The sequence below is a fragment of the Bacteroidales bacterium genome, from assembly GCA_029210725.1.
Lineage (GTDB): Bacteria > Bacteroidota > Bacteroidia > Bacteroidales.
The window spans coordinates 1-25,552 of record JARGFM010000017.1; the positions used below are offsets into that span (position 1 = coordinate 1).

Annotated in this window: 38 protein-coding genes; 36 read left to right on the forward strand and 2 right to left on the reverse strand. The window is 48.2% G+C overall.

Annotation, left to right across the window (positions count from 1 at the left end; genetic code table 11):
* The first annotated feature begins 302 nt into the window (after window positions 1-302).
* Window positions 303-1,157, forward strand: coding sequence for a hypothetical protein (locus P1P86_10585; GenBank protein MDF1575621.1), 855 nt, complete (start codon window positions 303-305; stop codon window positions 1,155-1,157).
* Here P1P86_10585 and P1P86_10590 read toward each other — a convergent pair.
* Together P1P86_10590 and P1P86_10595 are read right to left on the reverse strand one after the other, a co-directional pair.
* The gene (locus tag P1P86_10590; protein ID MDF1575622.1) at window positions 1,129-1,377 is read right to left on the reverse strand and encodes a hypothetical protein; all 249 of its coding nucleotides are present in this window, start codon (window positions 1,375-1,377) and stop codon (window positions 1,129-1,131) included. The genes P1P86_10585 and P1P86_10590 overlap by 29 nt on opposite strands.
* 199 nt (window positions 1,378-1,576) lie before the next feature.
* On the reverse strand, window positions 1,577-3,733 hold the full coding sequence (locus tag P1P86_10595; protein ID MDF1575623.1) for an elongation factor G: 2,157 nt from the start codon (window positions 3,731-3,733) through the stop codon (window positions 1,577-1,579).
* Between the two features lie 357 nt (window positions 3,734-4,090).
* Between P1P86_10595 and rpsL the strand changes: the two genes are divergently transcribed.
* From rpsL to P1P86_10770, 35 genes are all read left to right on the forward strand, one after another.
* On the forward strand, window positions 4,091-4,468 hold the full coding sequence (gene rpsL, locus P1P86_10600) for a 30S ribosomal protein S12 (GenBank protein MDF1575624.1): 378 nt from the start codon (window positions 4,091-4,093) through the stop codon (window positions 4,466-4,468).
* Between the two features lie 49 nt (window positions 4,469-4,517).
* A complete protein-coding gene (gene rpsG / locus P1P86_10605; GenBank protein MDF1575625.1) occupies window positions 4,518-4,994 on the forward strand; it encodes a 30S ribosomal protein S7 in 477 nt (158 codons plus the stop codon).
* Window positions 4,995-5,040: 46 nt separating this feature from the next.
* Window positions 5,041-7,143, forward strand: coding sequence for an elongation factor G (gene fusA / locus P1P86_10610; GenBank protein MDF1575626.1), 2,103 nt, complete (start codon window positions 5,041-5,043; stop codon window positions 7,141-7,143).
* 11 nt (window positions 7,144-7,154) lie between these two features.
* On the forward strand, window positions 7,155-7,460 hold the full coding sequence (gene rpsJ / locus P1P86_10615) for a 30S ribosomal protein S10 (protein MDF1575627.1): 306 nt from the start codon (window positions 7,155-7,157) through the stop codon (window positions 7,458-7,460).
* A gap of 21 nt (window positions 7,461-7,481) precedes the next feature.
* Window positions 7,482-8,099 carry a 50S ribosomal protein L3 gene (gene rplC / locus P1P86_10620; protein MDF1575628.1) on the forward strand — a complete coding sequence of 206 codons (618 nt, stop codon included), beginning with the start codon at window positions 7,482-7,484 and terminating at the stop codon, window positions 8,097-8,099.
* Window positions 8,099-8,722 carry a 50S ribosomal protein L4 gene (rplD, locus tag P1P86_10625; GenBank protein ID MDF1575629.1) on the forward strand — a complete coding sequence of 208 codons (624 nt, stop codon included), beginning with the start codon at window positions 8,099-8,101 and terminating at the stop codon, window positions 8,720-8,722. The genes rplC and rplD overlap by 1 nt, the downstream gene beginning before the upstream one ends.
* Window positions 8,723-8,734: 12 nt before the next feature.
* Entirely contained in the window at window positions 8,735-9,025 is a 291-nt protein-coding gene (gene rplW / locus P1P86_10630) for a 50S ribosomal protein L23 (GenBank protein MDF1575630.1), read from the forward strand.
* Window positions 9,026-9,031: 6 nt separating this feature from the next.
* On the forward strand, window positions 9,032-9,865 hold the full coding sequence (rplB, locus tag P1P86_10635) for a 50S ribosomal protein L2 (GenBank protein ID MDF1575631.1): 834 nt from the start codon (window positions 9,032-9,034) through the stop codon (window positions 9,863-9,865).
* A 7-nt stretch (window positions 9,866-9,872) separates the two neighbouring features.
* Window positions 9,873-10,139: a 30S ribosomal protein S19 gene (gene rpsS / locus P1P86_10640; protein ID MDF1575632.1), complete on the forward strand. Its 267-nt coding sequence runs from the start codon at window positions 9,873-9,875 to the stop codon at window positions 10,137-10,139.
* Between the two features lie 18 nt (window positions 10,140-10,157).
* Entirely contained in the window at window positions 10,158-10,598 is a 441-nt protein-coding gene (gene rplV / locus P1P86_10645) for a 50S ribosomal protein L22 (protein ID MDF1575633.1), read from the forward strand.
* Window positions 10,599-11,324 carry a 30S ribosomal protein S3 gene (gene rpsC, locus P1P86_10650; GenBank protein ID MDF1575634.1) on the forward strand — a complete coding sequence of 242 codons (726 nt, stop codon included), beginning with the start codon at window positions 10,599-10,601 and terminating at the stop codon, window positions 11,322-11,324.
* A gap of 43 nt (window positions 11,325-11,367) precedes the next feature.
* Entirely contained in the window at window positions 11,368-11,790 is a 423-nt protein-coding gene (gene rplP / locus P1P86_10655) for a 50S ribosomal protein L16 (protein MDF1575635.1), read from the forward strand.
* Window positions 11,791-11,825: 35 nt separating this feature from the next.
* The gene (gene rpmC, locus P1P86_10660) at window positions 11,826-12,032 is read left to right on the forward strand and encodes a 50S ribosomal protein L29 (protein MDF1575636.1); all 207 of its coding nucleotides are present in this window, start codon (window positions 11,826-11,828) and stop codon (window positions 12,030-12,032) included.
* Between the two features lie 5 nt (window positions 12,033-12,037).
* Complete coding sequence (gene rpsQ, locus P1P86_10665) at window positions 12,038-12,298, forward strand: 30S ribosomal protein S17 (protein ID MDF1575637.1); 261 nt, start codon at window positions 12,038-12,040, stop codon at window positions 12,296-12,298.
* Between the two features lie 2 nt (window positions 12,299-12,300).
* Window positions 12,301-12,666 (forward strand): 50S ribosomal protein L14, encoded by a 366-nt coding sequence (gene rplN, locus P1P86_10670; GenBank protein ID MDF1575638.1) that lies wholly within the window; start codon window positions 12,301-12,303, stop codon window positions 12,664-12,666.
* Between the two features lie 20 nt (window positions 12,667-12,686).
* Window positions 12,687-13,010 (forward strand): 50S ribosomal protein L24, encoded by a 324-nt coding sequence (rplX, locus tag P1P86_10675; GenBank protein MDF1575639.1) that lies wholly within the window; start codon window positions 12,687-12,689, stop codon window positions 13,008-13,010.
* A complete protein-coding gene (gene rplE, locus P1P86_10680; GenBank protein ID MDF1575640.1) occupies window positions 13,010-13,570 on the forward strand; it encodes a 50S ribosomal protein L5 in 561 nt (186 codons plus the stop codon). Before rplX ends, rplE begins: the two co-directional genes overlap by 1 nt.
* Window positions 13,571-13,574: 4 nt before the next feature.
* On the forward strand, window positions 13,575-13,844 hold the full coding sequence (gene rpsN, locus P1P86_10685; GenBank protein MDF1575641.1) for a 30S ribosomal protein S14: 270 nt from the start codon (window positions 13,575-13,577) through the stop codon (window positions 13,842-13,844).
* 34 nt (window positions 13,845-13,878) lie between these two features.
* On the forward strand, window positions 13,879-14,274 hold the full coding sequence (gene rpsH / locus P1P86_10690) for a 30S ribosomal protein S8 (GenBank protein MDF1575642.1): 396 nt from the start codon (window positions 13,879-13,881) through the stop codon (window positions 14,272-14,274).
* Window positions 14,275-14,294: 20 nt separating this feature from the next.
* Entirely contained in the window at window positions 14,295-14,852 is a 558-nt protein-coding gene (gene rplF, locus P1P86_10695; GenBank protein ID MDF1575643.1) for a 50S ribosomal protein L6, read from the forward strand.
* 50 nt (window positions 14,853-14,902) lie between these two features.
* Window positions 14,903-15,259, forward strand: a complete 357-nt coding sequence (gene rplR / locus P1P86_10700) for a 50S ribosomal protein L18 (GenBank protein MDF1575644.1) — start codon at window positions 14,903-14,905, stop codon at window positions 15,257-15,259.
* Window positions 15,260-15,267: 8 nt separating this feature from the next.
* On the forward strand, window positions 15,268-15,783 hold the full coding sequence (gene rpsE, locus P1P86_10705) for a 30S ribosomal protein S5 (protein ID MDF1575645.1): 516 nt from the start codon (window positions 15,268-15,270) through the stop codon (window positions 15,781-15,783).
* Window positions 15,784-15,795: 12 nt separating this feature from the next.
* On the forward strand, window positions 15,796-15,978 hold the full coding sequence (rpmD, locus tag P1P86_10710) for a 50S ribosomal protein L30 (protein ID MDF1575646.1): 183 nt from the start codon (window positions 15,796-15,798) through the stop codon (window positions 15,976-15,978).
* 22 nt (window positions 15,979-16,000) lie between these two features.
* Entirely contained in the window at window positions 16,001-16,447 is a 447-nt protein-coding gene (gene rplO, locus P1P86_10715) for a 50S ribosomal protein L15 (protein ID MDF1575647.1), read from the forward strand.
* A 24-nt stretch (window positions 16,448-16,471) separates the two neighbouring features.
* The gene (gene secY, locus P1P86_10720) at window positions 16,472-17,812 is read left to right on the forward strand and encodes a preprotein translocase subunit SecY (GenBank protein ID MDF1575648.1); all 1,341 of its coding nucleotides are present in this window, start codon (window positions 16,472-16,474) and stop codon (window positions 17,810-17,812) included.
* Window positions 17,813-17,831: 19 nt separating this feature from the next.
* Entirely contained in the window at window positions 17,832-18,617 is a 786-nt protein-coding gene (gene map, locus P1P86_10725) for a type I methionyl aminopeptidase (protein MDF1575649.1), read from the forward strand.
* Window positions 18,618-18,836 (forward strand): translation initiation factor IF-1, encoded by a 219-nt coding sequence (gene infA, locus P1P86_10730; protein MDF1575650.1) that lies wholly within the window; start codon window positions 18,618-18,620, stop codon window positions 18,834-18,836.
* 6 nt (window positions 18,837-18,842) lie between these two features.
* On the forward strand, window positions 18,843-18,959 hold the full coding sequence (gene ykgO, locus P1P86_10735; GenBank protein MDF1575651.1) for a type B 50S ribosomal protein L36: 117 nt from the start codon (window positions 18,843-18,845) through the stop codon (window positions 18,957-18,959).
* A gap of 27 nt (window positions 18,960-18,986) precedes the next feature.
* Window positions 18,987-19,373 (forward strand): 30S ribosomal protein S13, encoded by a 387-nt coding sequence (gene rpsM / locus P1P86_10740; GenBank protein MDF1575652.1) that lies wholly within the window; start codon window positions 18,987-18,989, stop codon window positions 19,371-19,373.
* Between the two features lie 13 nt (window positions 19,374-19,386).
* Window positions 19,387-19,776, forward strand: coding sequence for a 30S ribosomal protein S11 (gene rpsK / locus P1P86_10745; protein ID MDF1575653.1), 390 nt, complete (start codon window positions 19,387-19,389; stop codon window positions 19,774-19,776).
* A gap of 60 nt (window positions 19,777-19,836) precedes the next feature.
* Window positions 19,837-20,445, forward strand: coding sequence for a 30S ribosomal protein S4 (rpsD, locus tag P1P86_10750; GenBank protein ID MDF1575654.1), 609 nt, complete (start codon window positions 19,837-19,839; stop codon window positions 20,443-20,445).
* Window positions 20,446-20,461: 16 nt separating this feature from the next.
* Complete coding sequence (locus tag P1P86_10755; GenBank protein ID MDF1575655.1) at window positions 20,462-21,454, forward strand: DNA-directed RNA polymerase subunit alpha; 993 nt, start codon at window positions 20,462-20,464, stop codon at window positions 21,452-21,454.
* A gap of 5 nt (window positions 21,455-21,459) precedes the next feature.
* Window positions 21,460-22,149, forward strand: a complete 690-nt coding sequence (gene rplQ / locus P1P86_10760) for a 50S ribosomal protein L17 (GenBank protein ID MDF1575656.1) — start codon at window positions 21,460-21,462, stop codon at window positions 22,147-22,149.
* 211 nt (window positions 22,150-22,360) lie between these two features.
* Entirely contained in the window at window positions 22,361-23,632 is a 1,272-nt protein-coding gene (eno, locus tag P1P86_10765) for a phosphopyruvate hydratase (protein MDF1575657.1), read from the forward strand.
* Between the two features lie 256 nt (window positions 23,633-23,888).
* Window positions 23,889-25,238 (forward strand): citrate (Si)-synthase, encoded by a 1,350-nt coding sequence (locus tag P1P86_10770; protein ID MDF1575658.1) that lies wholly within the window; start codon window positions 23,889-23,891, stop codon window positions 25,236-25,238.
* The last annotated feature ends 314 nt before the right edge of the window (window positions 25,239-25,552 follow it).

The window sequence follows — 25,552 nt, forward strand, 5'->3', positions numbered from 1 at the left end:
CCCAGCTTGTTTTTGCCCAAAAATTCCTTGATAATGCTCCAAATCAATTGTTTTTTCATGGTAAAGGATATTTACTAACTAGTTAAAGTATTTTATAGATGCTAAATTAGATATTATTTATCCATTCAAAGATAATTAGTATCCATATATGACATTTTATCATGAATTATGAAGATATTATTTATCCCTGAGTTCTTTTTTATACAGCCCCGGCTACGATAAATCTCCGGTTTACCACATTTACAAATACAAAGGTCACTGCGATACCTGACGAGAATACCGGGAAACCTGCCGTAAACACAATGAAACTGATCAAACCATCAGAGATCTCAGCCAAGATTCTCACATTGCTTGATGAGAGCAATGAAAGAGTCATTCTGGTATCTCCCTATATGAAGATTTCGAAATGGTATAAACTCCTGCATAAGATCAATAGATTGAAAAAGAGAAGGATCCTCACAGAGATATATGTCAGAGAAGATCCTGACAACACAGCCACCTATCGTGACCTGGATCAATTGACATTGCAATATATAAAGATTCCTCACCTGCACAGCAAACTCTACATGAATGAAAAATACGGCATCGTAACTTCCATGAATTTGCTATTGAGCTCAGAAATCAATTCTCTTGAAATTGGATATTTGACGGAAACCCAGACAGAATACAAGGAATTACTTCACTACTATCAAAGATATATTTGCAGCAAACTACAGGTACACAATGATACTTTCGCTGGTCAGTCTGCTGCAGACCTGAAAGAGATGATGTATAACATCAGGGAAAAACTCAAAGAAACAGGGATAAATTCATGGCTCTGGTTTGCGGAAAATACCTTGCATATCTGCACTGGCAGGAATAATTATAAAGTTATGCTCAATGATGGACACCTGAGGATCACAGCTTGTCTGAGCACTGTTCCCGGGGTAAAGCAGCAAAGCATTCAGCGTTCCTTATTGATCTTGAAAAAGATAGGAGATCTAAGCGCCATGAAGATCGAAATGCATGTCGGCCCTCAGCCTGACATTCTGCAATTGTCGGGACAGGCACAGTACGCATTGAAAAGTACTTGTATTACAGGGATCCTGGAAACAGAATCGGTTTATCTGATGGAATCTGTGGTAAGGTTCATTGACGCCTTGGACGACCAGAAATGAAACGAAGCACTAAATAGCTCCTGAAGCCCAACTTGCATAGTACAACATTGTTCTTTCCAGGAAGCGGGAACGGGTGAGAGATCCCGGGCAGAACCCAGGCCAGGATCCCGGGCAGAACCCAGGCCAGGATCCGGGGCAGAACCCTGATCAGTATCCCGGGCAGAGTGCCGCTAAAAGCCGCCCGGGGTGTCCCGATGATGAAAACAGGAAACAGATCCATAGCCTTTAGCCACTCAGATTACAGTTTTTTAGTATGGACTGCAACAGCTTGAGGAATAATACGAAAGGCTAATAAAAGAAAGGGGGCCTACATTGCCCCCTATAATTAATTATGCTTTCTGCTGCGAAATAACCTTTATGTAGGCCCCTGCAATATTTTGCGTAGCAAAAGATTTAAGGGCTGAATAAAGGTTATGAGCTTAATCATCGTCCTGTTCAGCAGCGTAGGCTTTCAGCAGCTCGTCCTGGATCTCTCCCGGTACCTGCGCATACTCGTCAAACTTCATCGAGTACATGGCACGGCCGCTGGTCAGTGAGCTCAGCGCGGTGGAGTATTTGTTCATCTCTGCCAGGGGCACCTTGGCCGTGATCTTTTCAAAACCCTTCTCACTGGCCATTCCCTGTACGATGGCACGGCGTCCCTGCAGGTCGCTCATCACATCACCCATGTAGTCGGAAGGTACCAGCACCTCCACTTCGTAAACCGGCTCCATGATTTTCGGACCGGCCTCTTTAAAGGCTTTACTGAAAGCGTTCCGGCCTGCCAGCATAAAGGAGATCTCATTGGAGTCCACCGGGTGCATTTTGCCGTCATAGACATAGACGCGGATATCACGGGCGTAAGAACCTGTAAGCGGTCCCTCATCCAGTTTCTCCATGATCCCTTTCAGGATAGCGGGGAGGAAACGGGCATCGATCGATCCGCCCACAATACAGTTTACAAACTCCAGTTTACCACCCCAGCTTAACTGGTGGGTGTCCACTCCGCGATTGGCCATTTTATACTCTTTCCCGTTCAGCTTGAACATGGGTTTAGGCTCGCTGCCTTCCGTATAAGGTTCGATGATCATATGCACCTCGCCAAACTGCCCGGAACCTCCCGACTGCTTCTTGTGACGGTAGTCGCTCTGGGCCGCTTTGGTGATGGTCTCCCGGTAGGGAATCCTGGGCGCCACAAATTCGGTCGACACCTTAAAGAGGTTGTCAAGCTGCCACTTAACAATATTGAGGTGGTACTCGCCCTGGCCGGAAAGAATAATCTGTTTCAGCTCCTTGCTGTATTCAATCCGGACGGTAGGATCCTCCTGGTTGATTCTGGTCAGCGCCTCGCCCAGCTTCTCCTCGTCTCCTTCCGTCAGGGTCTTGATGGCGGTCCTGAACTTGGGCTCCGGGAAAGGGATCTTGTCAAACACATAAGATACATTGGGAGAACTTAGTGTATGGTTGGTTTTGGTATTCTTCATCTTCACGGTACAGCCAATATCTCCGGCCGACATGCTGGCAACCTTCTCACGATTTTTGCCCTGGGAGGCAAAGATTTGCGAAAGGCGTTCCTTGTTCCGGGTGGTGTTGTTGGTCAGATCGTCTCCCTCCTTGACAGTGCCCGAAACCACTTTGAAGAAATTGATCTCCCCGATATGAGACTCCACAGCGGTCTTAAAAACAAAGATGGAAGTGGGGCCACCGGCATCACATTTGACCTCGGTCCCGTCCGTGGTCGTAAAAGTCCCCATTTCGTTGGTCGAAGGAGCCACATTGGTCAGGAATTCCATAAAACGTCCCACACCCATGTTGCGTTTGGCCGACATACAGAAAACGGGGAACATGCCTCGTGCAATAACACCGGCAGTGATTCCGGAACGCATCTCATCTTCGGTGAGACCGTCGTTTTCAAAAAAGAGTTCCATCAGCGCCTCATCATTTTCGGCAGCTTTTTCGATCAGTTCGTTACGCAGCTCTTCCGCACGTTCCATTTCTGAATCCGGAATATCAATAACCTCAGGCTTTCCACCCTCTTTGGGATATTTAAATAACTTGAAGAGAATAATATCCACGATAGAGTCAAAATCGGGGCCGGCATTCACCGGGTACTGGGCCAGAACAACATTCGCTCCCAGGCTGTCCTTGATGCTTTCAAAAGCCTTGTCAAAGTTGGCATGATCGTGGTCACACTTATTTACCACCACCACAGCCGGTTTATTAAATTTTTCCAGCCAGCGGCTGTGAATCTCAGTCCCCACCTCGATACCATTCTGGGCGTTGATCAGGATCACGCCCGTATCAGCCACATGCAGGCTGGACACGGTGCCTCCGACGAAATCGTCCGCTCCGGGAACATCAAGAATGTTGATTTTCTTGCCATTATATTCGGTGTACATCACAGAGGAATACATCGAAGTCTGGTTATCCTGTTCGATTTGGTGGAAGTCCGATACGGTATTTTTATGATCCACGTCCCCCCTGCGGTCGATCACACCACCTTCGAAAAGCATGGCCTCTACAAGTGTGGTTTTCCCTGCTCCGGCGTTTCCAAGCAGGGCAATGTTTTTAATCTGGTCGGTCGAGTATGTCTTCATCGGGATATAAATAAAAGGTATTCAGTAAATTATATAAATATTTATGGTAAATCAGCCTGGGAAATAGTGATGCAAAAGTAATAAAATTTTATATCTAAACAACTGATAAAAAAGGAGGAAACTCGTCAAAAATTACGTTTTAAAGGCTGGTTTCTGGAAGGAAGCAGGATGTTCAAAACAGGGGCGTTTAAAAAAATCCGTGGCGGGAGAAATAGCGAAACCCTTGTAAAATATGTAATTCGAAGGGGACCAGGAATATTGGGGAATTATTCATTAAAATATTATTGTTTTTTGAAAATATATTCTACCTTTGCGAACCGAAATTAACGACGTTTATATAATAAAGATCAATACAATATGCCCACGATTCAGCAATTAGTTCGTAAAGGCCGGAAGAAACTGAACGACAAGAGCAAGGCTCCTGCCCTGGATTCATGTCCCCAGAGGCGCGGTGTATGTGTGCGTGTTTACACCACCACGCCCAAGAAGCCAAACTCAGCCATGCGTAAGGTGGCAAGGGTTCGCCTGACCAACCAGAAGGAGGTCAATGCCTATATCCCGGGTGAGGGACACAACCTCCAGGAGCACAGTATTGTGCTGATCCGTGGTGGCAGGGTGAAGGACCTTCCGGGTGTCAGGTATCACCTCATTCGTGGTGCCCTGGATACCTCAGGGGTGGAAGGCCGTACCCAGCGAAGAAGTAAATATGGTACCAAAAGACCCAAGAAGAAATAGTGCACGGCACAAAGTGTACAGTACTCGATAGTATATATATATTATTATAATGAGGAAGACAAAACCAAAGAAGCGAATTTTACTGCCCGATCCAAGATTCCAGGATCCCTATGTAACGCAGTTTGTAAACAATATGATGCTCGACGGTAAGAAGAGCATTGCCTACGATATTTTCTATAAAGCCATGGACCTGGTTGACGCCAGGACCAAGGAAGAAGGGAAAACAGCCCTGGATATTTTCAAGCAGGCGCTGGATAACATCACCCCCCAGGTAGAAGTAAAAAGCCGCAGGGTTGGTGGAGCCACCTTTCAGGTTCCCATGGAAGTAAGAAACGAGCGTAAGACCTCCATTTCCATGAAGAACATGATTCTTTTTGCCCGTAAACGTCCGGGTAAATCGATGGCGGAAAAACTGGCAGCCGAGACCATTGCTGCATATAACAATGAAGGTGGTGCTTATAAGAAAAAAGAAGATACGCACCGCATGGCAGAAGCCAATAAGGCTTTCGCCCATTTTAGGTTCTAAAACAATATTGAAATAGCATTTATTGCAAGGTAAGTGTGTGACACTTATGAGCCCAGATTTAAAACATACTAGGAATATCGGGATCATGGCACACATCGATGCCGGGAAAACTACCACCACAGAACGCGTATTGTTCTATACGGGTATCACCCACCGCATCGGTGAAGTCCATGACGGAGCCGCTACAATGGACTGGATGGTACAGGAGCAAGAGCGCGGTATCACCATTACATCAGCAGCCACAACCACTTTCTGGAAGCACAACGACAAGGAGTTCAAGATTAATATTATTGATACTCCGGGACACGTTGACTTCACTGTAGAGGTGGAACGTTCGTTGCGGGTGCTGGATGGTGCCGTGGCAGTATTCTGTGCCGTCGGGGGTGTTGAGCCTCAGTCGGAGACCGTCTGGCGCCAGGCCGATAAGTACAAAGTTCCCCGTCTGGCCTTTATCAATAAGATGGACCGTGTGGGCTCCGATTTCTTTGGAGTTGTTCAGGAGATCAGCGATAAACTGGGCTCCAACCCCGTACCCATGCAAATCCCCATCGGCTCTGAAGAGAATTTCAGAGGGATCGTCGATTTGATCGAGCGTAAGGCCATCGTCTGGAAAGAGGATGAGACTCTGGGGATGAAATACGAGTACTGCGAGATTCCGGAGGACATGGTTGAAACAGTGGAAGAGTGGAGAGAGAAGCTGGTAGAGGCCGTCTGTGTTTCCGATGATGATCTGCTGAATAAATTCCTGGAAGACAGGGATTCCATCAGTGTGGATGAGTTTATGTCCTATGCCCGCAGGGCGACTATCAATATGAATATCGTTCCGGTCCTGTGTGGATCGGCCTTTAAGAATAAAGGGATCCAGCGAATGCTGGATGCCATCTGTGATCTCCTTCCCAGTCCCATGGATGTGGGTGCTGTCAGGGGAATTGATCCCAGGAACGATCAGGTGATCACCAGGGAACCCAATGATGATGAGCCTCTGACCGGACTGGTGTTCAAGATTGCCACCGATCCTTTCGTAGGACGTCTGGCCTATGTCCGCGTTTACTCCGGGAAACTGCAGGAGGGGGTGATGATTTATAACAACCGTACGGAAAAGAAGGAGCGCATCAGCCGCATCTACCAGATGCATGCCAATAAGCAGAATCCCAAGAAGGAGATCGGAGCCGGAGATATTTGTGCGGTAGTTGGTTTGAAGGAGCTCCGAACAGGAGACAGCATCACTTCGGTGGGCAAACCCATGATTCTGGAAGCCATTGAATTTCCCGAGCCGGTTATTGGAATCGCGATTGAGCCCAAAACCCAGGCCGATATCGATAAGCTGGGCATTGCCCTGAATAAACTGGCAGAGGAGGATCCAACCTTCCAGATCCGCAGTGATGTGGATTCCGGGCAAACCACCATCAACGGCATGGGCGAGTTACACCTGGAGATCCTCATGGACCGTCTGAAGCGCGAGTTCAAGGTGGAATGTAATGTAGGAGCCCCTCAGGTCAATTATAAGGAGGCCCTGACCACCGAGGTGAAGCACCGTGAAGTCTTTAAGAAGCAGACCGGCGGACGTGGCAAGTTTGCCGATATCGAAGTATTTATCGGTCCGGCCGAAGATGGCACCAAGGGACTCGATTTTAAAAATGAGATCAGGGGAGGAAATATCCCCAGGGAGTATGTCCCCTCGGTGGAAAAAGGTTTTACAAATGCCATGTTCAACGGTCCGCTTGCAGGATTCCCCCTGGAGGGAATGAAAGTGCGGCTGACCGATGGCTCCTTTCATTCGGTCGATTCCGATCAACTCTCCTTTGAGATTTGCGCACGCCAGGCCTTTAAGCATGCCGCTGCCAAAGCCGGTCCGGTGATGCTGGAGCCCATCATGTCTGTGGAGGTGGTCACCCCCGAAGAGTATATGGGCGATGTGATCTCGGACCTGAACAAGAGACGCGGACAGGTGGAAGGGATGGATTCCAAGGCAGGAGCCAGGGTCATTAAGGCCAAGGTGCCCCTGTCGGAGCAGTTCGGTTATGTAACCGTGCTCAGGACACTTTCTTCAGGACGGGCCAGTTCCACGATGGAATTCAGCCATTACGAGCAGATGCCACCCAACCTGTCCAGGGAGGTATTAGAAAAAGTAACAGGAAAAAGTTTATAATCAGATAGATAATGAGTCAGAAGATTAGGATTAAATTGAAGTCATACGATCACAACCTCGTTGATAAATCGGCCGAGAAGATTGTAAAGACAGTAAAGTCCACCGGAGCTGTGGTTAGCGGACCCGTTCCACTACCCACCCACAAGCGGGTGTACACAGTGCTGAGGTCTCCCTTCGTAAATAAGAAATCCAGGGAGCAGTTCCAGTTAAGCTCGTTTAAAAGGCTGCTGGATATTTACAGTTCCACTCCCAAGACCATTGATGCACTCATGAAATTGGAGTTGCCCAGTGGAGTGGAAGTAGAAATCAAAGTCTAACACAGCTAAAAACAGAATACGATGCCAGGATTAATTGGTAAGAAAATTGGAATGACTTCCATTTTCGACAAAGACGGAAAAAACATCCCCTGTACGGTGATACAGGCCGGACCCTGCACAGTAACGCAGGTTAAGACCGTTGAGACTGATGGTTATGCTGCAGTTCAGCTGGCTTTTGACGATAAGAAAGTGAAGAATACCCCCAAGGCTGAACAGGGCCATTTTTCTAAGGCAAATGCCACGCCGAAGAAGAAGGTCATTGAACTGAAGGGTTTTGTAAAGAACTGGAAAGCGGGTGACGTAATCACCGTGGACTATTTTCACGATGACATCTGGCTCGATGTATCCGGTTTGTCCAAAGGAAAAGGATTTCAGGGGGTGGTGAAGCGTCACAACTTTGCAGGTGTGAACGATGCCACTCACGGTCAGCATAACCGGATGCGCGCCCCGGGTTCCCTGGGTGCCTCTTCCTACCCGTCCAGGGTATTCAAGGGCATGCGCATGGGAGGCCAGACCGGGAATAAGAAGGTGAAAATTCTTAACCTGCGTGTGATGAAGATTGTTCCCGAGAACAATCTGCTTATTCTGAAAGGTTCTGTTCCCGGATCTAATGGTTCATATTTAATTATAGAGAAGTGATGGAATTAGAGGTAATGAATATATCCGGCGAGAGCACCGGAAAAAAGGTCAAACTGAGCGAGGAGATCTTCGGAATTGAGCCCAATGATCATGCCATCTATTTGGATGTGAAGCAGATCATGAACAATAAGCGCCAGGGTACGCACAAAACAAAGGAGCGTGGTGAGATCCGGGGAAGTCGCAAGAAGATCAAGCGTCAGAAGGGAACCGGTACTGCACGTTTTGGTGATATCAAGAACCCTCTGTTCAGAGGTGGCGGACGTATATTTGGTCCCAGGCCCAGGACTTACGGGGGTAAGCTGAACCGCAAAGTGAAGGAACTGGCCCGCAAATCTGCCCTTGCCTACAAAGTGAAAAACAAGCAAATGATGGTTGTGGAGGACTTCAACCTGGAGACCCCAAAAACCAGTGAATTTGCTGCCATTCGGAAAAACCTGAAACTGGACGACAAAAAGTCGGTTTTCGTCATCAGCGAAAGAAATAATAATGTATATTTGTCGTCGCGAAATTTACGGAATTCAAAAGTCGTAACTCTCACAGAATTAAATACATACGAAATTATGAATGCTTCGGCGCTCTGTTTCGTTGAGAGTTCACTTGACGTTCTGCAAAAGAATGCTTAAAGAGAAGAAGTCATGAATATTTTAATTAAGCCCATAGTAACCGAAAAGATGACCGCCCAGGGGGAGGACTTCAACAGGTATGGTTTCGTTGTAGCGAAAGATGCTAACAAGCTGCAGATCAAGCAAGCAGTGGAAGAACTTTACGAAGTGAAAGTAGCGGAAGTGAACACCATGAGGTATGCCGGAAAGCGCAAGCAACGGTACACAAAGAGTGGCATCTCAGTGGGCAAAACCTCTTCCTATAAAAAGGCAGTGGTTACCCTGGCCGAAGGTGAAGTAATTGATTTTTACAGCAACATTTAAGAAAAGATGGCAATTAAGAAGTATAATCCCACAACCCCGGGCCAGCGATTTAAGGAAATCTCTGCCAATGATGATCTGACCCCGGGCGTTAAGCCGGAGAAATCCCTGCTCAGGCCCATCAAGAAAAGTGGCGGTCGAAACAATACCGGTAAAATGACCATGCGTTATCTGGGTGGCGGTCACAAGAAGAGATATCGCCTGATAGACTTCAAGCGGGACAAGGACAATATGGAGGCTACCGTAAAGAGCATCGAGTATGATCCCAACCGCTCTGCAAGGATTGCGCTGGTAAGCTATGCCGATGGGGAGAAGCGGTACATCCTGGCTCCTGAGAAGCTTCAGGTCGGACAGAAGGTTATATCGGGCGACTCCGTGGCACCCGAACTGGGCAACACACTTACTCTGGCCAATATCCCGCTGGGAACAGATATACACAACATTGAGCTGAAGCCTGGTAAAGGCGGTATGCTTGCAAGAAGTGCCGGCTCTTACGGAACACTAACATCCAGGGATGGGAAATATGCCATCATCAAGCTGCCTTCGGGCGAATCCAGGATGGTCCTCACCAGCTGCCGCGCCACCATTGGGGTTACCTCCAACGGCGACCATGGATTGGAGAAGTCCGGTAAGGCAGGCCGTTCACGCTGGAAGGGACGCCGCCCCCGCGTACGTGGTGTGGCTATGAACCCGGTCGATCACCCCATGGGTGGTGGTGAAGGCCGTGCTTCGGGAGGACATCCCCGTTCCAGGAACGGAATGCCGGCCAAAGGGTTTAAAACCCGTTCCAAGAAGAAGTATTCCGACAGATACATAGTTGAAAAGAGAAAATCAAAAAAATAGATAGAGCATGAGCCGTTCACTGAAAAAAGGACCATTTATCGATTTCAAGCTGGAGAAGCGAGTTCTGGATATGAACGATTCCGGAAAGAAATCAGTGATCAAAACCTGGTCGAGGAGGTCTGTGATTTCTCCAGATTTTGTGGGCCATACCATTGCTGTTCATAACGGAAACAAGTTTATTCCGGTGTATGTAACAGAGAACATGGTAGGGCACAAATTAGGCGAATTTGCACCTACCCGGATGTTCAGGGGTCATGGTGGAAAGCAGCGATAATATTTTAATCCGACAGAAATGGGTGCAAGAAAAAGAAACAGAGCAAATCAATTAAAAGAAGAGAGGCAGAACAAGTATTACGCCGTGCTGCGCAACTGCCCGACTTCTCCGCGGAAAATGAGGCTGGTAACCGATATGATCAAGGGTGTTGAGGTGAACAAGGCGCTGGATATGTTAAAATTCTCTTCCAAAGAGGCATCGGCCAAAGTGGAAAAGCTTCTGCTTTCAGCCATTGCCAACTGGCAGGCTAAGAACGAAGGAGCGAAGATTGAAGAAAGCAATCTGGTGGTGAAAGAGGCCAGGGTGGATGTTTCCCGGACCCTGAAAAGAATCCAGCCTGCCCCGCAGGGAAGAGCTCACAGGATCAAGAAGCGTTCAAATCACGTGACCCTTGTCATTGACAGTCTGAATGCGACAGCTGAACAAGAAGTTGTACAAGAACAAGAAAATCAAGCATAGATGGGACAAAAAGTAAATCCAATAGGTAATCGTCTGGGAATCATAAAAGGATGGGATTCCAACTGGTACGGTGGAAAAGATTATTCTTCCAAGCTTGTTGAGGACAACAAAATCAGGGAATATCTGAATGCCCGTTTGGCCAAAGCCAGCATTTCCAAGATTATCATTGAGCGTACGCTGAAGCTTATCACCGTTACCGTAAACACGGCCCGTCCGGGTATCATCATCGGTAAAGGCGGTCAGGAGGTGGACAAGCTGAAAGAAGAATTGAAGAACATTACCAAGAAGGAGGTTCAGATCAATATCTTCGAAGTAAAACGTCCCGAACTGGATGCCACCATCGTTGCTAACAATATTGCCCGGCAGGTGGAAGGTAAGATCTCCTACCGGAGAGCCATAAAAATGGGGATTGCCTCTACCATGCGCATGGGAGCCGACGGGATCAAGGTCCTGATCAGTGGTCGCCTGGGCGGAGCCGAAATGGCCCGTACCGAGTCTTATAAAGATGGCAGGATTCCGCTTCATACCCTGCGTGCCGATATCGATTACGCACTGGCCGAAGCTCATACCAAAGTGGGGGTGATTGGTATCAAGGTATGGATTTGTAATGGAGAGATTTTTGGAAAGCGCGACCTGAGTCCGAACATTGGTGCCAGCAGCGTGAAACCGAAAGCCGGAGGACGTGCTCCCCGGAAAGACCGTGATAACCGTGACCGGAGGAACTAGAACGGGCCGCAAGAATCAAGTATAATCAGGAAAAACTTATACAATGTTACAACCGAAGAAAACCAAATACCGGAGAATGCAGAAGGGGCGGATGAAAGGAAATGCCCAGAGGGGAAATCAGCTCGCATTCGGTAGTTTTGGGATCAAAGCGATGGAAAGTGCATGGATCACCGGACGCCAGATTGAAGCAGCCCGTCAGGCCATCACCCGCCATATGAAGAGGGAAGGCCAGCTCTGGATCCGTATTTTCCCGGCCAAACCCATTACCAAGAAGCCCGCCGAAGTACGTATGGGTAAAGGAAAGGGTGCTCCCGAAGGATTTGTATATCCTATTACTCCCGGAAGAGTCATATTTGAGCTTGAAGGAGTGTCCTTCGAGGTTGCCAAAGAGGCACTGCGTCTGGGGTCCCAGAAGTTTCCCATTACCACCAAATTTGTGGTGCGCAGGGATTTTGAAGAAGAATAGAAACCGATCAGATATTGAATTCAAAATAGAGAGTGATGAAGAGTTCAGAAATAAAAGAGTTAACAATGCAGGAGCTGCAGGAGCGCCTCGAAAGCGAGGAGACTCTGATGGTACGCATGAAAATGAACCATGCTGTTTCTCCCCTTGATAACCCCAATAAGATTGTTGAGACACGCAGGAACATCGCCAGGTTGAAAACAGAATACAGGGCCAGGCAAATTCAGGAGCAGTCTGAAAAGTAATACATATGGAAACGACAAGAAATACAAGACGCGAGCGTATTGGTGTTGTGGTAAGCAACAGCATGGATAAGTCCATTGTGATCTCTGTGAAGCAGAAATTAAAGCACCCCATATACGGCAAGTTCGTGAATAAGACCTCCAGGTTTATGGCTCACGATGAGGAGAATACCTGTAATGTGGGTGATATGGTGAAGATCAGCGAAACCAGGCCCCTGAGCAAGAACAAGAGATGGAGATTAGTAGAAATTATCGAAAGAGCTAAGTAATCATGGTACAACAAGAGAGCAGACTAGCCGTAGCCGATAACAGTGGAGCCAAAGAGGTTCTTGTTATTCGTATACTTGGAGGAACAAAGAAACGGTATGCATCCATTGGCGACAAAGTGGTCGTTACCGTCAAGAGCGCCATTCCTTCCGGTGAAATTAAAAAAGGAACCGTATCCAAGGCGGTGGTGGTAAGGACCAGGAAGGAAATCAGGCGGAAGGATGGTTCATACATCCGCTTTGACGATAATGCGGTGGTGTTGCTGAACAACGTGGATGAGATGCGCGGAACCCGTATTTTTGGTCCCGTTGCCAGGGAACTCAGGGATCATTATATGAAGATTGTTTCACTGGCTCCTGAAGTATTATAACCTAGTAAATGATCAATCCCATGAATAAGAAATTGCATATTAAAAAGGGTGACCAGGTGATCGTCAACAGTGGCGAGTACAAGGGACAAAAGGGCAGGGTTCTGGATGTGAACCGTGACAAGAACCGGGCCATCGTAGAGGGCGTGAATATGGTGTCGAAGCATACCAAGCCCAATGCCAGCAATCCCCAGGGTGGAATTACCAAGCAGGAAGCTCCTGTTCATATTTCCAACCTGAACCTGGTAGATCCGTCTTCCGGAGGAGCCACCAGGATTGGCAGGAAACTCAATGATAAAAACAAACTGGTGCGTTACGCCAAAAAATCAGGTGAGGAGATCAAGTAATGGAGAAGAAATACATAGCTGGTTTACAGAAGAAATATACCGACGAGATCGTGCCTGCTCTGAAAGAGCAGTTCGGTTATACCTCGGTGATGCAGACCCCGCGCCTTCAGAAGATTGTACTTAACAGTGGTGTCGGACAGGCAATTGCCGATAAGAAACTGATAGAGGTTGCACAGGAAGAGATGACCCTGATTGCAGGGCAGAAGGCCGTGCAAACTATATCCACCAAAGATATCTCGAACTTCAAGCTTCGTCGCGGAATGCCCATCGGGGTGAAGGTGACCCTTCGTCGCGAGCGCATGTACGAGTTCCTGGAGCGACTGATTGTGGTCGCACTTCCCAGGATCCGTGACTTTAAGGGGATATCCTCGAAGTTAGACGGACGCGGCAATTACACCCTGGGGATCACGGAACAGATCATCTTCCCGGAGATTGACCTGGACAAGATCAGCAAGATCATGGGACTTGAGATTACTTTTGTAACCTCGGCAAAAACAGATGAAGAGGGAGCAGCATTGCTCAAAGCATTTGGTATTCCCTTCAAAAACGAAAAAAAATAGAGCAATGGCCAAAGAATCAATGAAAGCTCGCGAAGTGAAGCGTCAGAAACTGGTTGAAAAGTACGCTGAGAAGAGAGCAAAACTGAAAGCTGATGGCGATTACGTGGGACTGAGCAGGTTGCCGCGCAATTCAAATCCCATCAGGCTTCACAACCGCTGTAAACTGACCGGTCGTCCAAAAGGATATATGCGTCAGTTCGGTATCAGCAGGATTACCTTCAGAGAGATGGCTTCCTCAGGATTGATTCCTGGAATTAAAAAAGCCAGCTGGTAGATATTGGTTTAAAGAATTTATAAAGAGAGAAAAAATGACAGATCCGATTGCAGATTATCTGACCCGCATCCGAAATGCTGTAATGGCCAAACACAAAGTGGTGGAGATTCCTGCTTCCAATATGAAGAAGGACATGACCCGCATTCTGTTCGAAAAGGGTTATATCCTGAACTACAAATTTGAAGAGGAAGGTCCTCAGGGAAATATCAAGATTGCCCTGAAGTACAATCCCGATACCAAGGCGAATGCCATCAAGAGTTTGCAGCGCATCAGCAAGCCCGGTTTGAGGAAATACGTAGACAGTACAAACCTTCCCAGGGTACTTAACGGACTGGGTGTAGCGATTATATCCACCTCACAGGGGGTTATGACCGATAAGGAAGCCCGGAGCCTGGGTATCGGCGGCGAGGTCTTAGCATATGTATATTAATTGAATAAGAGAAGAAGCAAATGTCAAGGATAGGAATTTTACCCATCGACCTCCCCGCAGGTGTAAGCGTCGAGATAAACGGCGACAACCTGGTAACTGTGAAAGGACCCAGGGGGGAACTGCAGCAGCAGGTGGATAAAAGTATCACCGTGAAGGTGGAAGAGAACCAGGTGACGCTTTCCAGGAAAACAGAGGAGAAGGACCACAAAGCCAGGCATGGATTATACCGTTCATTGCTGAATAATATGGTCGTGGGGGTATCAGAAGGTTATACCATTCAGCAGGAGCTGGTGGGCGTTGGATACAGGGCCGAAGTGAAAGAGAACAACCGGCTGGAACTGGCGCTCGGGTATTCGCACGATATCATGATACAGCTGCCGCCCGAGGTTAAGGTGGAGGCAAAAACAGAAAGGCGTGCCAATCCGGTTATTACGCTGACCAGCATCGACAAGCAGCTGATCGGTGAGGTTGCTGCCAAGATTCGCTCACTTCGCCCGCCGGAGCCTTATAAGGGCAAGGGTGTGAAATTTGTCGGAGAACAGGTGAGGCGTAAAGCTGGTAAAACAGCTTCGGTCTAGGGCCCCCTTGCCAGGAAAAAGAAAATAAATAGCATAAATACAGTAATAAGATGGCTTTAACTAAAGCAGACAGAAGGCAGAGAATCAAGTACCGGATCCGGAAGCGGCTCGCAGGAAGCGGAGATCGTCCCCGGATGACTGTGTACCGCAGCAATAAGCAAATCTACGTCCAGCTGGTCGATGATGTAACCGGCCAGACGCTGGCATCGGCCTCCTCCAAGGAGAAGGAGATTGCCTCTCAGAAGGTCAACAAGATCGAGCAGGCCAAGCTTGTGGGTAAGCGGATTGCAGAGAAAGCAAAGGAAAAAGGAATTAACACAGTCGTATTCGACCGAAACGGCTATCTGTACCATGGCAGAGTAAAAAATTTAGCTGATGCTGCCAGGGAAAGCGGACTTAAAATATAAATAAAGATATGTCGACAGGTATCAGAAAAGTTAAGACGAGTGACCTCGAGTTAAAGGACCGCCTGGTTAGCATTCAGCGGGTAACCAAGGTAACCAAGGGTGGCCGTACCTTTAGTTTCTCTGCCATTGTGGTAGTGGGTAACGAAGAAGGCATTGTGGGACACGGACTCGGCAAGGCCAATGAAGTAACCACAGCCATTGCCAAGGGTGTGGAAGATGCCAAGAAGAACCTGATCAAGGTGCCCATCATCAACGGAACCATTCCCCACGAGCAGTACGGGAAATATGGCGGAGCCAAGGTATTTATAAAGCCGGCTTCCAGTGGTACAGGGGTGAAGGCAGGTGGTGCCATGCGTGCGGTACTGGAGAGTGTGGGTGTGAAAGATGTACTGGCTAAGAGTAAAGGCTCATCCAATCCGCACAACCTGGTAAAAGCCACCTTTGATGCACTCCTGGAACTGAGGGATGCCAACTCGGTTGCTCAGCAGAGGATGGTTTCTCTGAACAAAGTATTTAACGGATAATTCAATCATACGATGGGAAAAATCAAAGTTACCCAGATAAAAAGTGCCATCAAAAAGCCAGCCAGGCAGAAGCGGACCTTAGAGGCACTCGGTATCAGAAAGCTTCACCAGACCATTGAGGTGGAAGCCACTCCCCAGATCCTGGGAATGGTTCAGAAGGTTCTGCACCTGGTGAAAGTGGAGGAAGTCAAGTAGAAACATATATAGACGAAAGAAAATGGATTTAAGCAACTTAAAACCGGCAAAGGGTTCTACCAGGAATAGGAAAAGGATCGGGCGCGGACAGGGCTCGGGTACTGGCGGTACTTCCACAAAAGGTCATAAAGGACAGAAGTCCCGTTCGGGATACTCCCGCAAGACCGGATTTGAAGGTGGACAGATGCCGCTGCAGCGCAGGGTTCCCAAATTTGGTTTTAAAAATATCAACCGCAAGGAGTTCAAGGGGATTAACATTAGTACCCTTCAGGAGCTGGCCGGTGCACGGAAGATCACTGATATTGATGTGGATCTGCTGGTGGAAGCCGGACTGGTAAGGAAGAACAGCCTTGTGAAGATCCTCGGTAACGGGGAACTGAAAACTAAACTGAATGTAAAAGCCCATGCCTTCTCCAAATCAGCGGTAACGGCCATTGAAGCGGTAAAGGGAACAGTGGAAATTGTCTGATAATCAGATAAATAAAGAAATCGGATGAAAAAGTTTATTGAAACCATAAAGAACATCTGGAAGATTGAGGACCTGCGCTCAAGGATTATCTATACCCTTGGGATCATCCTGATCTATCGCCTGGGGACGCACATTGTTCTCCCGGGGATCGATCCGGTCATTATCTCCGAGCTGGCCGGCAACCGGCAGGGAGGGGCAGGGATTCTCGATCTGCTTAACCTCTTTACAGGCGGGGCCTTTGCAAGAGCCTCGATTTTCGGACTGGGGATCATGCCCTATATCTCCGCATCCATCGTGGTGCAGTTGCTGGGCATCGCTGTTCCTTATTTCCAGAAGTTACAGCGTGAGGGCGAGAGTGGAAGAAGGAAGATCAATCAGATCACCAGGTACCTGACGGTGGCCATTCTGATTCCCCAGGGTTTAAGCTACATCACCAGTCTTCGTTACCAGCTTCCTGCCGAGGCTTTTTCAGAACATTTCTCCCGCATGGCTGCCATGATCATCCTCACCGCAGGAACCATGTTTATCATGTGGCTCGGGGAACGGATTACAGACAAAGGAATCGGAAACGGAATCTCCCTGATCATTATGATCGGGATTATAGCCCGTTTGCCCCAGTCGCTGGGCATGGAGTTTCTTTCACGCCTGGAGCAACAGGGTGGCGGACTGGTCGCCTTTCTGGTAGAGCTGCTTATTATGTTCGTGGTTTTCATGGCTACGATCCTGCTGGTGCAGGGTACGCGGCGGATTCCGGTGCAGTATGCCAAGCGGATTGTGGGTAACAAGCAGTACGGCGGTGTGCGTCAGTATATTCCACTGAAAGTGAATGCAGCGGGTGTGATGCCCATTATCTTTGCCCAGGCATTTATGTTTATTCCCATCACCGTGGCAGGTTTTGCCAAGGCTGATGCAGCATCCGGTTTTGCAGCGGTGTTCAGCAATCCGGTTGGTTTCTGGTATAATTTTACCAATGCCATGCTGATTATCCTCTTCACCTACTTCTATACAGCCATCACTGTGAATCCCACACAGATGGCAGAAGATATGAAAAAGAACGGCGGGTTTATTCCCGGGGTAAAACCGGGTCGCAAGACCGCCGATTTCCTGGATAGTGTGATGTCCAGGATTACCCTTCCGGGTTCATTTTTCCTGGCCGTTGTGGCTATTATGCCTGCCTTCGCTATGATGGGCGGCGTAAACCAGAGTTTTGCCCAGTTTTTCGGCGGAACCTCCCTCCTGATTATGGTGGGTGTGATCCTCGATACCCTGCAGCAGATCGAAAGCCACCTGTTGATGCGTCACTACGACGGATTGACCAAGTCGGGCAGGATCAAGGGCCGGACCGGCAGTGCAGCTGCCATTTAAGAGAGTAGAACGTTCTTTGATGATATTAATAAAGACTGCGGACGAAATTGAGTTATTAAGAGAGAGCAATCAATTGGTTTCCAGGACGCTGGCCGAGCTTGCCAACTTTATCAGGCCGGGAGTGTCCACCGAAAAGCTCGACCAGATTGCAGAAAGCTTTATCCGCGACCACGGTGCAGTCCCCGGATTCCTGGGATACCAGGGTTATCCAAAGACGCTCTGTACCTCGCTGAATTCAGAGGTAGTGCATGGAATTCCTTCAGACAAGGTGATCCTGCAGGAGGGCGATCAGCTTTCGGTCGATTGTGGTGTGATAAAAAACGATTTTTACGGGGACACGGCTTTCAGCTTCGAAGTAGGCGAAGTCAGGGCTGAGATCTGCAGGCTTTTAGAGATAACACGCGAATGCCTCCTGAAGGGAGTCGAGCAGGCTGTGGAAGGAAAGCGTATCGGAGATGTGGGATATGCCATCCAGAACCATGCCGAGAGCAACGGCTACAGTGTAGTCAGGGAGATGGTCGGACACGGTTTGGGTCGTCATTTACATGAGGCCCCTGAAGTGCCCAACTACGGAAGACGGGGAACCGGCCCCAAATTGAAAAAGGGGATGGTGATCTGCATCGAACCCATGATCAATATGGGTCGCAGGCAGATCCGTCAGGAGCCCGACGGATGGACCATTCGCACCGCCGACAAGTTGCCTTCGGCTCACTTTGAATGGGCCGTGGCAGTTGATAAAGGGAAGGCCGATGTACTATCAACCTTCTCGTATATTGATAAGGAGTTAACAAAACAGAGCAAGTAAATGGCAAAACAAGCATCTATTGAGCAGGATGGTGTAATCATCGAAGCATTGTCAAATGCGATGTTCCGGGTGGAGTTGGAAAACGGACACATTATTACTGCTCATATCTCAGGAAAGATGAGAATGCATTACATTAAATTGTTGCCAGGCGATCGTGTCAAAGTGGAAATGTCGCCCTATGATTTGTCAAAAGGAAGGATTTCGTTTAGATATAAATAAGAACTCATGAAGGTAAGAGCATCTGTAAAAAAGCGTAGCGCCGGCTGCAAAATAGTCAGGAGAAAAGGACGCTTGTACGTGATTAATAAGAAAAATCCCAAGTTTAAACAGCGCCAGGGATAAAGATTTTAAAAAAAAACAATACAAAGCATTATGGCTAGAATAGTTGGTGTTGACCTGCCCAAAAACAAAAGAGGTGAAATAAGCCTGACTTACATTTATGGAATTGGTCGCAGCCGTGCGCAATCCATTCTTGATGCTGCAGGCGTCGATCGTAATATCAAAGTGCAGGACTGGAATGATGATCAGATTGCTGCCATCCGGAAAGCGATCAATGAAAACCCGGAAATCAAGGTGGAAGGTGAACTGAGATCCTCCATTCAGCTGAACATTAAACGACTGATGGATATCGGTTCTTACCGGGGTATCCGCCACCGTATTGGCCTTCCCACCCGCGGACAGAGCACGAAGAACAATGCCCGTACCCGGAAGGGAAGAAGAAAGACAGTAGCAAACAAGAAGAAAGCAACCAAATAAGAGTTAAGAGGTTATGGCTAAAAAGACAGGATCGTCAAAAAAGCGAACAGTTAAGGTTGAACCTATAGGGCAGGCGCATATTCACGCCTCCTTTAACAATATCATCATTTCCCTGACCAACAATCAGGGACAGGTGATCTCCTGGGCCTCATCCGGTAAAATGGGTTTCAGGGGTTCCAAGAAAAATACACCCTATGCTGCACAAATGGCAGCGCAGAACTGCGCCAAGGTGGCTTATGACCTGGGGCTGCGAAAGGTGAAAGTATTTGTTAAGGGACCCGGCTCGGGCAGGGAATCGGCCATACGTAACATTCATGCCTCGGGCATCGAAGTGACCGAAATTGTGGATGTAACACCGCTGCCGCACAACGGCTGCCGTCCCGCCAAAAGGCGGAGGGTATAATTCAGCCTTAAGGTATATACCAAGCTGGAGAGGATTATTAACAATTAATCAGATAAATAAATGGCAAGATACAGAGGTCCAAGAACCAAAATTGCTCGTAAATTTTCAGATCCCATCTTTGGGACCGACAAGTCGTTCGAAAAGAAGAACTATCCCCCGGGAATGCACGGGAACAATAAGCGAAGACGCAAAGCATCTGAATATGGTATTCAGTTGAAAGAGAAGCAGAAGGCCAAATATACATATGGGGTGTTGGAGAAGCAGTTCAGGAATATGTTTGAAAAGGCGTCCAGAAGTAAGGGTGTGACCGGCGAGGTGCTCCTTCAGTTGCTGGAATCCAGGCTCGACAACGTGGTTTACAGACTGGGTCTGGCACCCACGCGTGCTGGTGCCCGTCAGCTTGTTACACACAGACATATCACCGTGAACGGTGAGATCGTAAATATTCCTTCTTACACATTAAAGCCAGGAGATACGGTGGGTGTAAGGGAGCGTTCAAAATCCCTGGAGGTGATCACCGATTCACTTTCCACTGCCAGGTACGGTTCGTCATCATGGCTGGAATTTGATGAGGCTGCCATGACCGGAAAATTCCTGAACCGCCCCGAGCGGGAGGAGATTCCCGAGAACCTCAAGGAGCAGCTCATCGTTGAACTTTATTCAAAATAAAATAATCATTCCTATTATGGCCATTTTAGCTTTTCAAAAACCAGATAAGGTCATCATGCTTGAAGCAGATGACAGGTATGGTAAATTTGAGTTCAGACCTCTCGAGCCCGGCTATGGCATTACCGTAGGAAACGCCCTCAGGCGTATTCTGCTCTCTTCCCTGGAAGGGTATGCCATTACCAACATCAAGACCAACGGTGTGGAACATGAATTTTCCACTGTCACTGGTGTGATAGAAGACCTTACAGAAATCATACTGAACCTTAAGCAGATACGCTTCAAGAAACAGATCGATGATGTAAACGATGAAAAGATTGTCGTTACCATTACCGGCCAGGAGGAGTTCAAAGCCGGAGACCTGCAGCGTTTCCTCAGCGGATTCAAAGTGTTGAATCCGGATCTGGTTATCTGCCACATGGAGAAGGATGTGAAACTTCAAATGGAGATTTCCATCAGTAAGGGACGCGGATATGTGCCTGCTGACGAGAACAAACCGACCGAAGCCGAATTCGGACTGATCGCCGTGGACTCCATCTTTACCCCCATTAAGAATGTGAGGTTCGAAATCGAGAACTACCGGGTCGAGCAAAAGACCGACTATGAAAAACTGTTTATAGAGATAGAGACCGACGGATCTATTCATCCCAAGGAAGCCCTGAAGGAGGCGGCAAAAATTCTGATCTACCACTTCATGCTCTTCTCCGACGAGAAGATTACCCTCGATACCGACGAGAAATTTGCCAACGAGGAGTTCGATGAAGAGGTGCTGCATATGCGCCAGCTGCTGAAGGCCAAACTGGTTGACCTGGATCTTTCTGTTCGCGCACTCAACTGCCTGAAAGCAGCCGAGGTGGATACCCTGGGCGACCTGGTGAAATTCAATAAGAACGATCTGCTGAAATTCAGGAACTTTGGAAAGAAGTCCCTCACCGAGCTTGAAGAACTCCTGGTGAACATGAACCTGACCTTCGGCATGGATACAAGTAAATACAAACTGGACAAGGATTAAGAGCAATGAGACATAAGAAGAGTTTTAATCACTTAGGGAGGACGAGTGCACACCGGAAGGCCATGTTATCCAATATGGCAAGTTCGCTGATTATGCACAAGAGGATCGAGACCACAACAGCCAAAGCCAAGGCCCTCAAGAGGTTTATCGAGCCTATGATCACCCGGAGTAAAGACGATACAACCCATTCGCGCAGGGTGGTTTTTAGTTATTTGCAGGATAAAGACGCCGTTGCAGAGCTGTTTCGTGAGGTCTCCCCAAAAGTGGCTGACCGTCCCGGGGGATATACGCGGATCATCAGGCTGGGTACCCGCCTGGGCGATAATGCAGATATGTGCCTGATCGAACTGGTGGATTTCAACGAGAATCTGCTGGCCGAAAAGGTAGGAACCAGGAAGTCTGCAAGCCGTCGTCGTCGCGGAGGAAGCAAGAAGAAAGCGGAAGGAAGCAGTGCTGTTGCAACCGGCGCAGCAAAGACGGAAGTTGCTGATAATGAAGTTGTTAAAGAAGCTGTTGTCGAAGAAGAAGCTGTGGCTGAGGCAGAAGTTGTCGAAGAAGAGGCTGTGGCTGAGGCAGAAGTTGTCGAAGAAGAGACTGTGGCTGAGGCAGAAGTTGTCGATGATGCTGTAACAGAAGAAGACGAGACGGCCGGGGAAGAGGAGCACACCAAAGACGATGACAAAAAAGAAGCATAAAATTAATATGACTTCTTCTTAGAATATCCGGGGATAGAGTACCTTTATACTTTATCCCTTTTTTTTATTTCTCCGGGATATTTTGAGACAGGGAGGCCGGGGAATATCACCGGGCCTGCCTGCCCGTTTGCTACAAAAAAAGTCCGGCTTGCTTAAATACAAACCGGCGAACAAAATAAAAGTCTGATAACCAATAAAAATTTTTTAGATCATGGGACAAATTGTTGATATTCATGCACGTGAAATTCTCGACTCACGCGGAAACCCTACCGTAGAAGTTGAAGTAACCCTTGCCAGCGGTTTTGTAGGCAGGGCAGGAGTTCCTTCAGGAGCCTCCACAGGAGAAAACGAAGCCCTGGAACTGAGGGATGGCGACAAGAGCCGTTACCTGGGTAAGGGAGTTCAGAAAGCTGTCGAAAATGTTAATACGCTGATTGCTAAAGAGCTTGCCGGAATGGATGCCCTTGACCAGGTGGCCATCGATCAGAAAATGATAAGCCTGGACGGGACCAAAACCAAAAGCAAGCTGGGTGCCAACGCCATGCTGGGTGTTTCACTGGCAGTAGCCAAGGCGGCTGCCATGTATCACGATATGCCGCTTTATCGCTATATCGGCGGGACCAATGCCAAACACCTGCCCGTCCCCATGATGAATATTATCAACGGTGGATCCCACTCCGATGCTCCCATTGCATTCCAGGAATTTATGATTCGTCCCATCGGGGCAAGCAGTTTTAAAGAGGGTCTGAGGATGGGTGCCGAGGTTTTTCATGCCTTAAAAAAAGTATTGAAAGACAGAGGTTTAAGTACTGCTGTTGGCGATGAAGGAGGCTTTGCTCCCAAACTGGAAGGAACCGAAGATGCACTGGACAGCATTCTTAAAGCTGTTGAAGCCGCAGGATATAAGCCAGGAAAGGATATCACCATTGCACTCGATTGTGCGGCATCTGAATTTTATGAAAATGGCGTATATAACTATGCCAAATTTGAAGGTGAAGGCGGTGCTAAACGCAACTCGGAAGAGCAGGCTGCCTACCTGGCCGAATTGCTTGACAAATACCCCATCGATTCCATCGAAGATGGCATGGATGAGGCAGACTGGGACGGCTGGGTGATTCAGAACAAACTGATCGGCGATCGCTGCCAGCTGGTGGGTGACGATTTGTTTGTTACCAACGTGGAATACCTCTCCAGGGGCATTGAACTGGATTGTGCCAACTCCATTCTGATTAAGGTGAACCAGATTGGCACGCTCACCGAGACCCTGAATACCATCGAGATGGCGCACAGAGCAGGTTATACAACTGTTACCTCACACCGTTCCGGGGAGACGGAGGACGCCACCATAGCAGATATAGCCGTGGCTACCAACTCGGGTCAGATCAAGACCGGTTCCCTGAGCCGTTCCGACAGGATCGCCAAATACAATCAGCTGCTCCGCATTGAGGAGGAGCTGGGATCAACCGCGATATACGGGTATTAACTGAAGTTTTTCGCGAAGTAAGCAAAACCTGGAGGCTGTATCAAAAGGTACAGCCTCCTTTTCCAGATCGTCCGGGACAGGACGGTCTTTTTTTTTGGAACAAAAGCCAGTCTCTTTTGTCTGAAATAACAGATGCGAGAAGAAAAATAATCCGCCGAAAATTTGCGCGGACCATGTTATTATATTGACATATCTTCATATTTATATTATATTGTGTAACCCTAATTTTTTACTCACCTGATAAAACCTGAATAATATGTCAATCTTAAAAGAGAGGCTCCACCAGAAGATCGAAGAGTGGAGGCCCAGAACCAGAAAATTACTTACAGATTATTGTGATGTGGTGGTAGACCAGGTAACCATTGCGCAGGCCATTGGAGGCATGCGGGGTTTGAAAAGTCTGGTTACAGATATTTCTTACCTGGACCCCCAGGAAGGAATCCGGTACCGCGGATATACGCTGCCGGAGGTATTTGAAAAGCTTCCCAAGCCGCCAAATGCGGAGATGCCTTATGTAGAGGGCCTCTATTTCCTGCTGTTAACGGGCGATATTCCTACCGATAGCGAGGTAGCCGAACTGGTCGATGAATTCAGAAAGCGCCGGATCCTGCCAAGGTATGTGTACGAGGTAATTGATGCCTTCCCCTCCTTTTCACCCCCAATGGCCATCTTCTCCGCGGCTATTCTTACCATGCAGCGTGAATCGTTTTTTGCCAAGAAGTACCAGGGAGGGATCAGTAAGATGGATTACTGGGATCCTACTTTCGAGGATTCCCTGAACCTGCTGGCCAAGCTTCCGGAGGTAGCTTCCTACATTTATGCGAAGCTTTACCGGGATGGCAAACGCATCCAGTCCAATCCCAATCTGGATATGGGAGCCAATTTTGCCCATATGATGGGGATCCCTAAGCCTTACGATGATGTCTCCAGGCTTAATTTCATCATTCATGCCGATCATGAGAGTGGAAATGTCAGTGCTCATACCGGCCACCTGGTAGGAAGCTCCCTGTCGGATATTTACCTGTCCATTTCAGCCATGATCAATGGCCTGGCGGGACCCCTGCATGGACTGGCTAACCAGGAGGTACTCAGGTGGCTGCAGGACCTGGTGGAGAAGATGGACGGCCAGGTTCCCACCGAGGAGGAAATGAAGCAGTTTGTATGGGATACGCTTAATTCGGGTCAGGTGATCCCCGGTTTCGGTCATGCAGTATTGCGTAAGACGGATCCCCGCTACACCCTTCAGCGCGAGTTCTGCCAGACCCACATGAAGGACGACCTCCTTTTTCAGTACACCGATATGTTATACAAGGTGGTGCCACCCATCCTCAAGGAGCAGGGCAAAGCCAAGAACCCGTGGCCCAATGTGGATGCCCAGTCAGGGATCATCCACTGGCACTACGGGATCACGGAATACGAGTTTTACACCGTGCTCTTTGGTATTGGAAGATCCATTGGTATTACGGCCAACCTGATCTGGGACAGGGCCCTGGGTTACCCGCTGGAAAGGCCCAAGTCGGTGACTACCGATATGCTCGAAAAGATGGCCATGGAAGCCAGGGCCGCCAGGGGGGACAAAGCATCCAAAAACTGCAAGGAAGAATAGAGAGACCGGGAACCGTTTCCCGCAAGCTCATAGCATGAACCAGGAGGGTGGCAAAAGGAAACTATTCAGCCACCCTCCTGGCCTTAAAGCGTGTACCAGTCTTGATCCCGGAACCAGTCTTGATCCCGGAACCAGTCTTGATCCCGGAACCAGTCTTCTTTTCTGAGCCAGTCTTCATATATCATAAATTTCATCAAAGCCGGCAAAAGGGCATATCCTGTTTTCGGATTTTTTGCATGTAACAGAGTTGCAACTTTTTAACAAGTATCAGACATGCAATTTTAAATTGCCCATTTCTGATATAATTGTATAAT

Coding starts and splice junctions, on each gene's coding strand:
- rplR (MDF1575644.1), top strand. CDS start 14,903: ATGGCTTTAACTAAAGCAGACAGAAGGCAGAGAATCAAGTACCGGATC.
- P1P86_10770 (MDF1575658.1), top strand. CDS start 23,889: ATGTCAATCTTAAAAGAGAGGCTCCACCAGAAGATCGAAGAGTGGAGG.
- rpsL (MDF1575624.1), top strand. CDS start 4,091: ATGCCCACGATTCAGCAATTAGTTCGTAAAGGCCGGAAGAAACTGAAC.
- rpsD (MDF1575654.1), top strand. CDS start 19,837: ATGGCAAGATACAGAGGTCCAAGAACCAAAATTGCTCGTAAATTTTCA.
- fusA (MDF1575626.1), top strand. CDS start 5,041: ATGAGCCCAGATTTAAAACATACTAGGAATATCGGGATCATGGCACAC.
- map (MDF1575649.1), top strand. CDS start 17,832: ATGATATTAATAAAGACTGCGGACGAAATTGAGTTATTAAGAGAGAGC.
- rpsG (MDF1575625.1), top strand. CDS start 4,518: ATGAGGAAGACAAAACCAAAGAAGCGAATTTTACTGCCCGATCCAAGA.
- P1P86_10595 (MDF1575623.1), bottom strand. CDS start 3,733: ATGAAGACATACTCGACCGACCAGATTAAAAACATTGCCCTGCTTGGA.
- rplQ (MDF1575656.1), top strand. CDS start 21,460: ATGAGACATAAGAAGAGTTTTAATCACTTAGGGAGGACGAGTGCACAC.
- rplC (MDF1575628.1), top strand. CDS start 7,482: ATGCCAGGATTAATTGGTAAGAAAATTGGAATGACTTCCATTTTCGAC.
- rplW (MDF1575630.1), top strand. CDS start 8,735: ATGAATATTTTAATTAAGCCCATAGTAACCGAAAAGATGACCGCCCAG.
- rpsS (MDF1575632.1), top strand. CDS start 9,873: ATGAGCCGTTCACTGAAAAAAGGACCATTTATCGATTTCAAGCTGGAG.
- rpsH (MDF1575642.1), top strand. CDS start 13,879: ATGACAGATCCGATTGCAGATTATCTGACCCGCATCCGAAATGCTGTA.
- rpsQ (MDF1575637.1), top strand. CDS start 12,038: ATGGAAACGACAAGAAATACAAGACGCGAGCGTATTGGTGTTGTGGTA.
- eno (MDF1575657.1), top strand. CDS start 22,361: ATGGGACAAATTGTTGATATTCATGCACGTGAAATTCTCGACTCACGC.
- secY (MDF1575648.1), top strand. CDS start 16,472: ATGAAAAAGTTTATTGAAACCATAAAGAACATCTGGAAGATTGAGGAC.
- rplD (MDF1575629.1), top strand. CDS start 8,099: ATGGAATTAGAGGTAATGAATATATCCGGCGAGAGCACCGGAAAAAAG.
- P1P86_10590 (MDF1575622.1), bottom strand. CDS start 1,377: ATGGATCTGTTTCCTGTTTTCATCATCGGGACACCCCGGGCGGCTTTT.
- rplO (MDF1575647.1), top strand. CDS start 16,001: ATGGATTTAAGCAACTTAAAACCGGCAAAGGGTTCTACCAGGAATAGG.
- rpsN (MDF1575641.1), top strand. CDS start 13,575: ATGGCCAAAGAATCAATGAAAGCTCGCGAAGTGAAGCGTCAGAAACTG.
- rplB (MDF1575631.1), top strand. CDS start 9,032: ATGGCAATTAAGAAGTATAATCCCACAACCCCGGGCCAGCGATTTAAG.
- infA (MDF1575650.1), top strand. CDS start 18,618: ATGGCAAAACAAGCATCTATTGAGCAGGATGGTGTAATCATCGAAGCA.
- rplN (MDF1575638.1), top strand. CDS start 12,301: ATGGTACAACAAGAGAGCAGACTAGCCGTAGCCGATAACAGTGGAGCC.
- rplX (MDF1575639.1), top strand. CDS start 12,687: ATGAATAAGAAATTGCATATTAAAAAGGGTGACCAGGTGATCGTCAAC.
- rpsK (MDF1575653.1), top strand. CDS start 19,387: ATGGCTAAAAAGACAGGATCGTCAAAAAAGCGAACAGTTAAGGTTGAA.
- rplE (MDF1575640.1), top strand. CDS start 13,010: ATGGAGAAGAAATACATAGCTGGTTTACAGAAGAAATATACCGACGAG.
- rplV (MDF1575633.1), top strand. CDS start 10,158: ATGGGTGCAAGAAAAAGAAACAGAGCAAATCAATTAAAAGAAGAGAGG.
- rpmD (MDF1575646.1), top strand. CDS start 15,796: ATGGGAAAAATCAAAGTTACCCAGATAAAAAGTGCCATCAAAAAGCCA.
- P1P86_10755 (MDF1575655.1), top strand. CDS start 20,462: ATGGCCATTTTAGCTTTTCAAAAACCAGATAAGGTCATCATGCTTGAA.
- rplP (MDF1575635.1), top strand. CDS start 11,368: ATGTTACAACCGAAGAAAACCAAATACCGGAGAATGCAGAAGGGGCGG.
- rpsE (MDF1575645.1), top strand. CDS start 15,268: ATGTCGACAGGTATCAGAAAAGTTAAGACGAGTGACCTCGAGTTAAAG.
- P1P86_10585 (MDF1575621.1), top strand. CDS start 303: ATGAAACTGATCAAACCATCAGAGATCTCAGCCAAGATTCTCACATTG.
- rpmC (MDF1575636.1), top strand. CDS start 11,826: ATGAAGAGTTCAGAAATAAAAGAGTTAACAATGCAGGAGCTGCAGGAG.
- rpsJ (MDF1575627.1), top strand. CDS start 7,155: ATGAGTCAGAAGATTAGGATTAAATTGAAGTCATACGATCACAACCTC.
- rplF (MDF1575643.1), top strand. CDS start 14,295: ATGTCAAGGATAGGAATTTTACCCATCGACCTCCCCGCAGGTGTAAGC.
- ykgO (MDF1575651.1), top strand. CDS start 18,843: ATGAAGGTAAGAGCATCTGTAAAAAAGCGTAGCGCCGGCTGCAAAATA.
- rpsC (MDF1575634.1), top strand. CDS start 10,599: ATGGGACAAAAAGTAAATCCAATAGGTAATCGTCTGGGAATCATAAAA.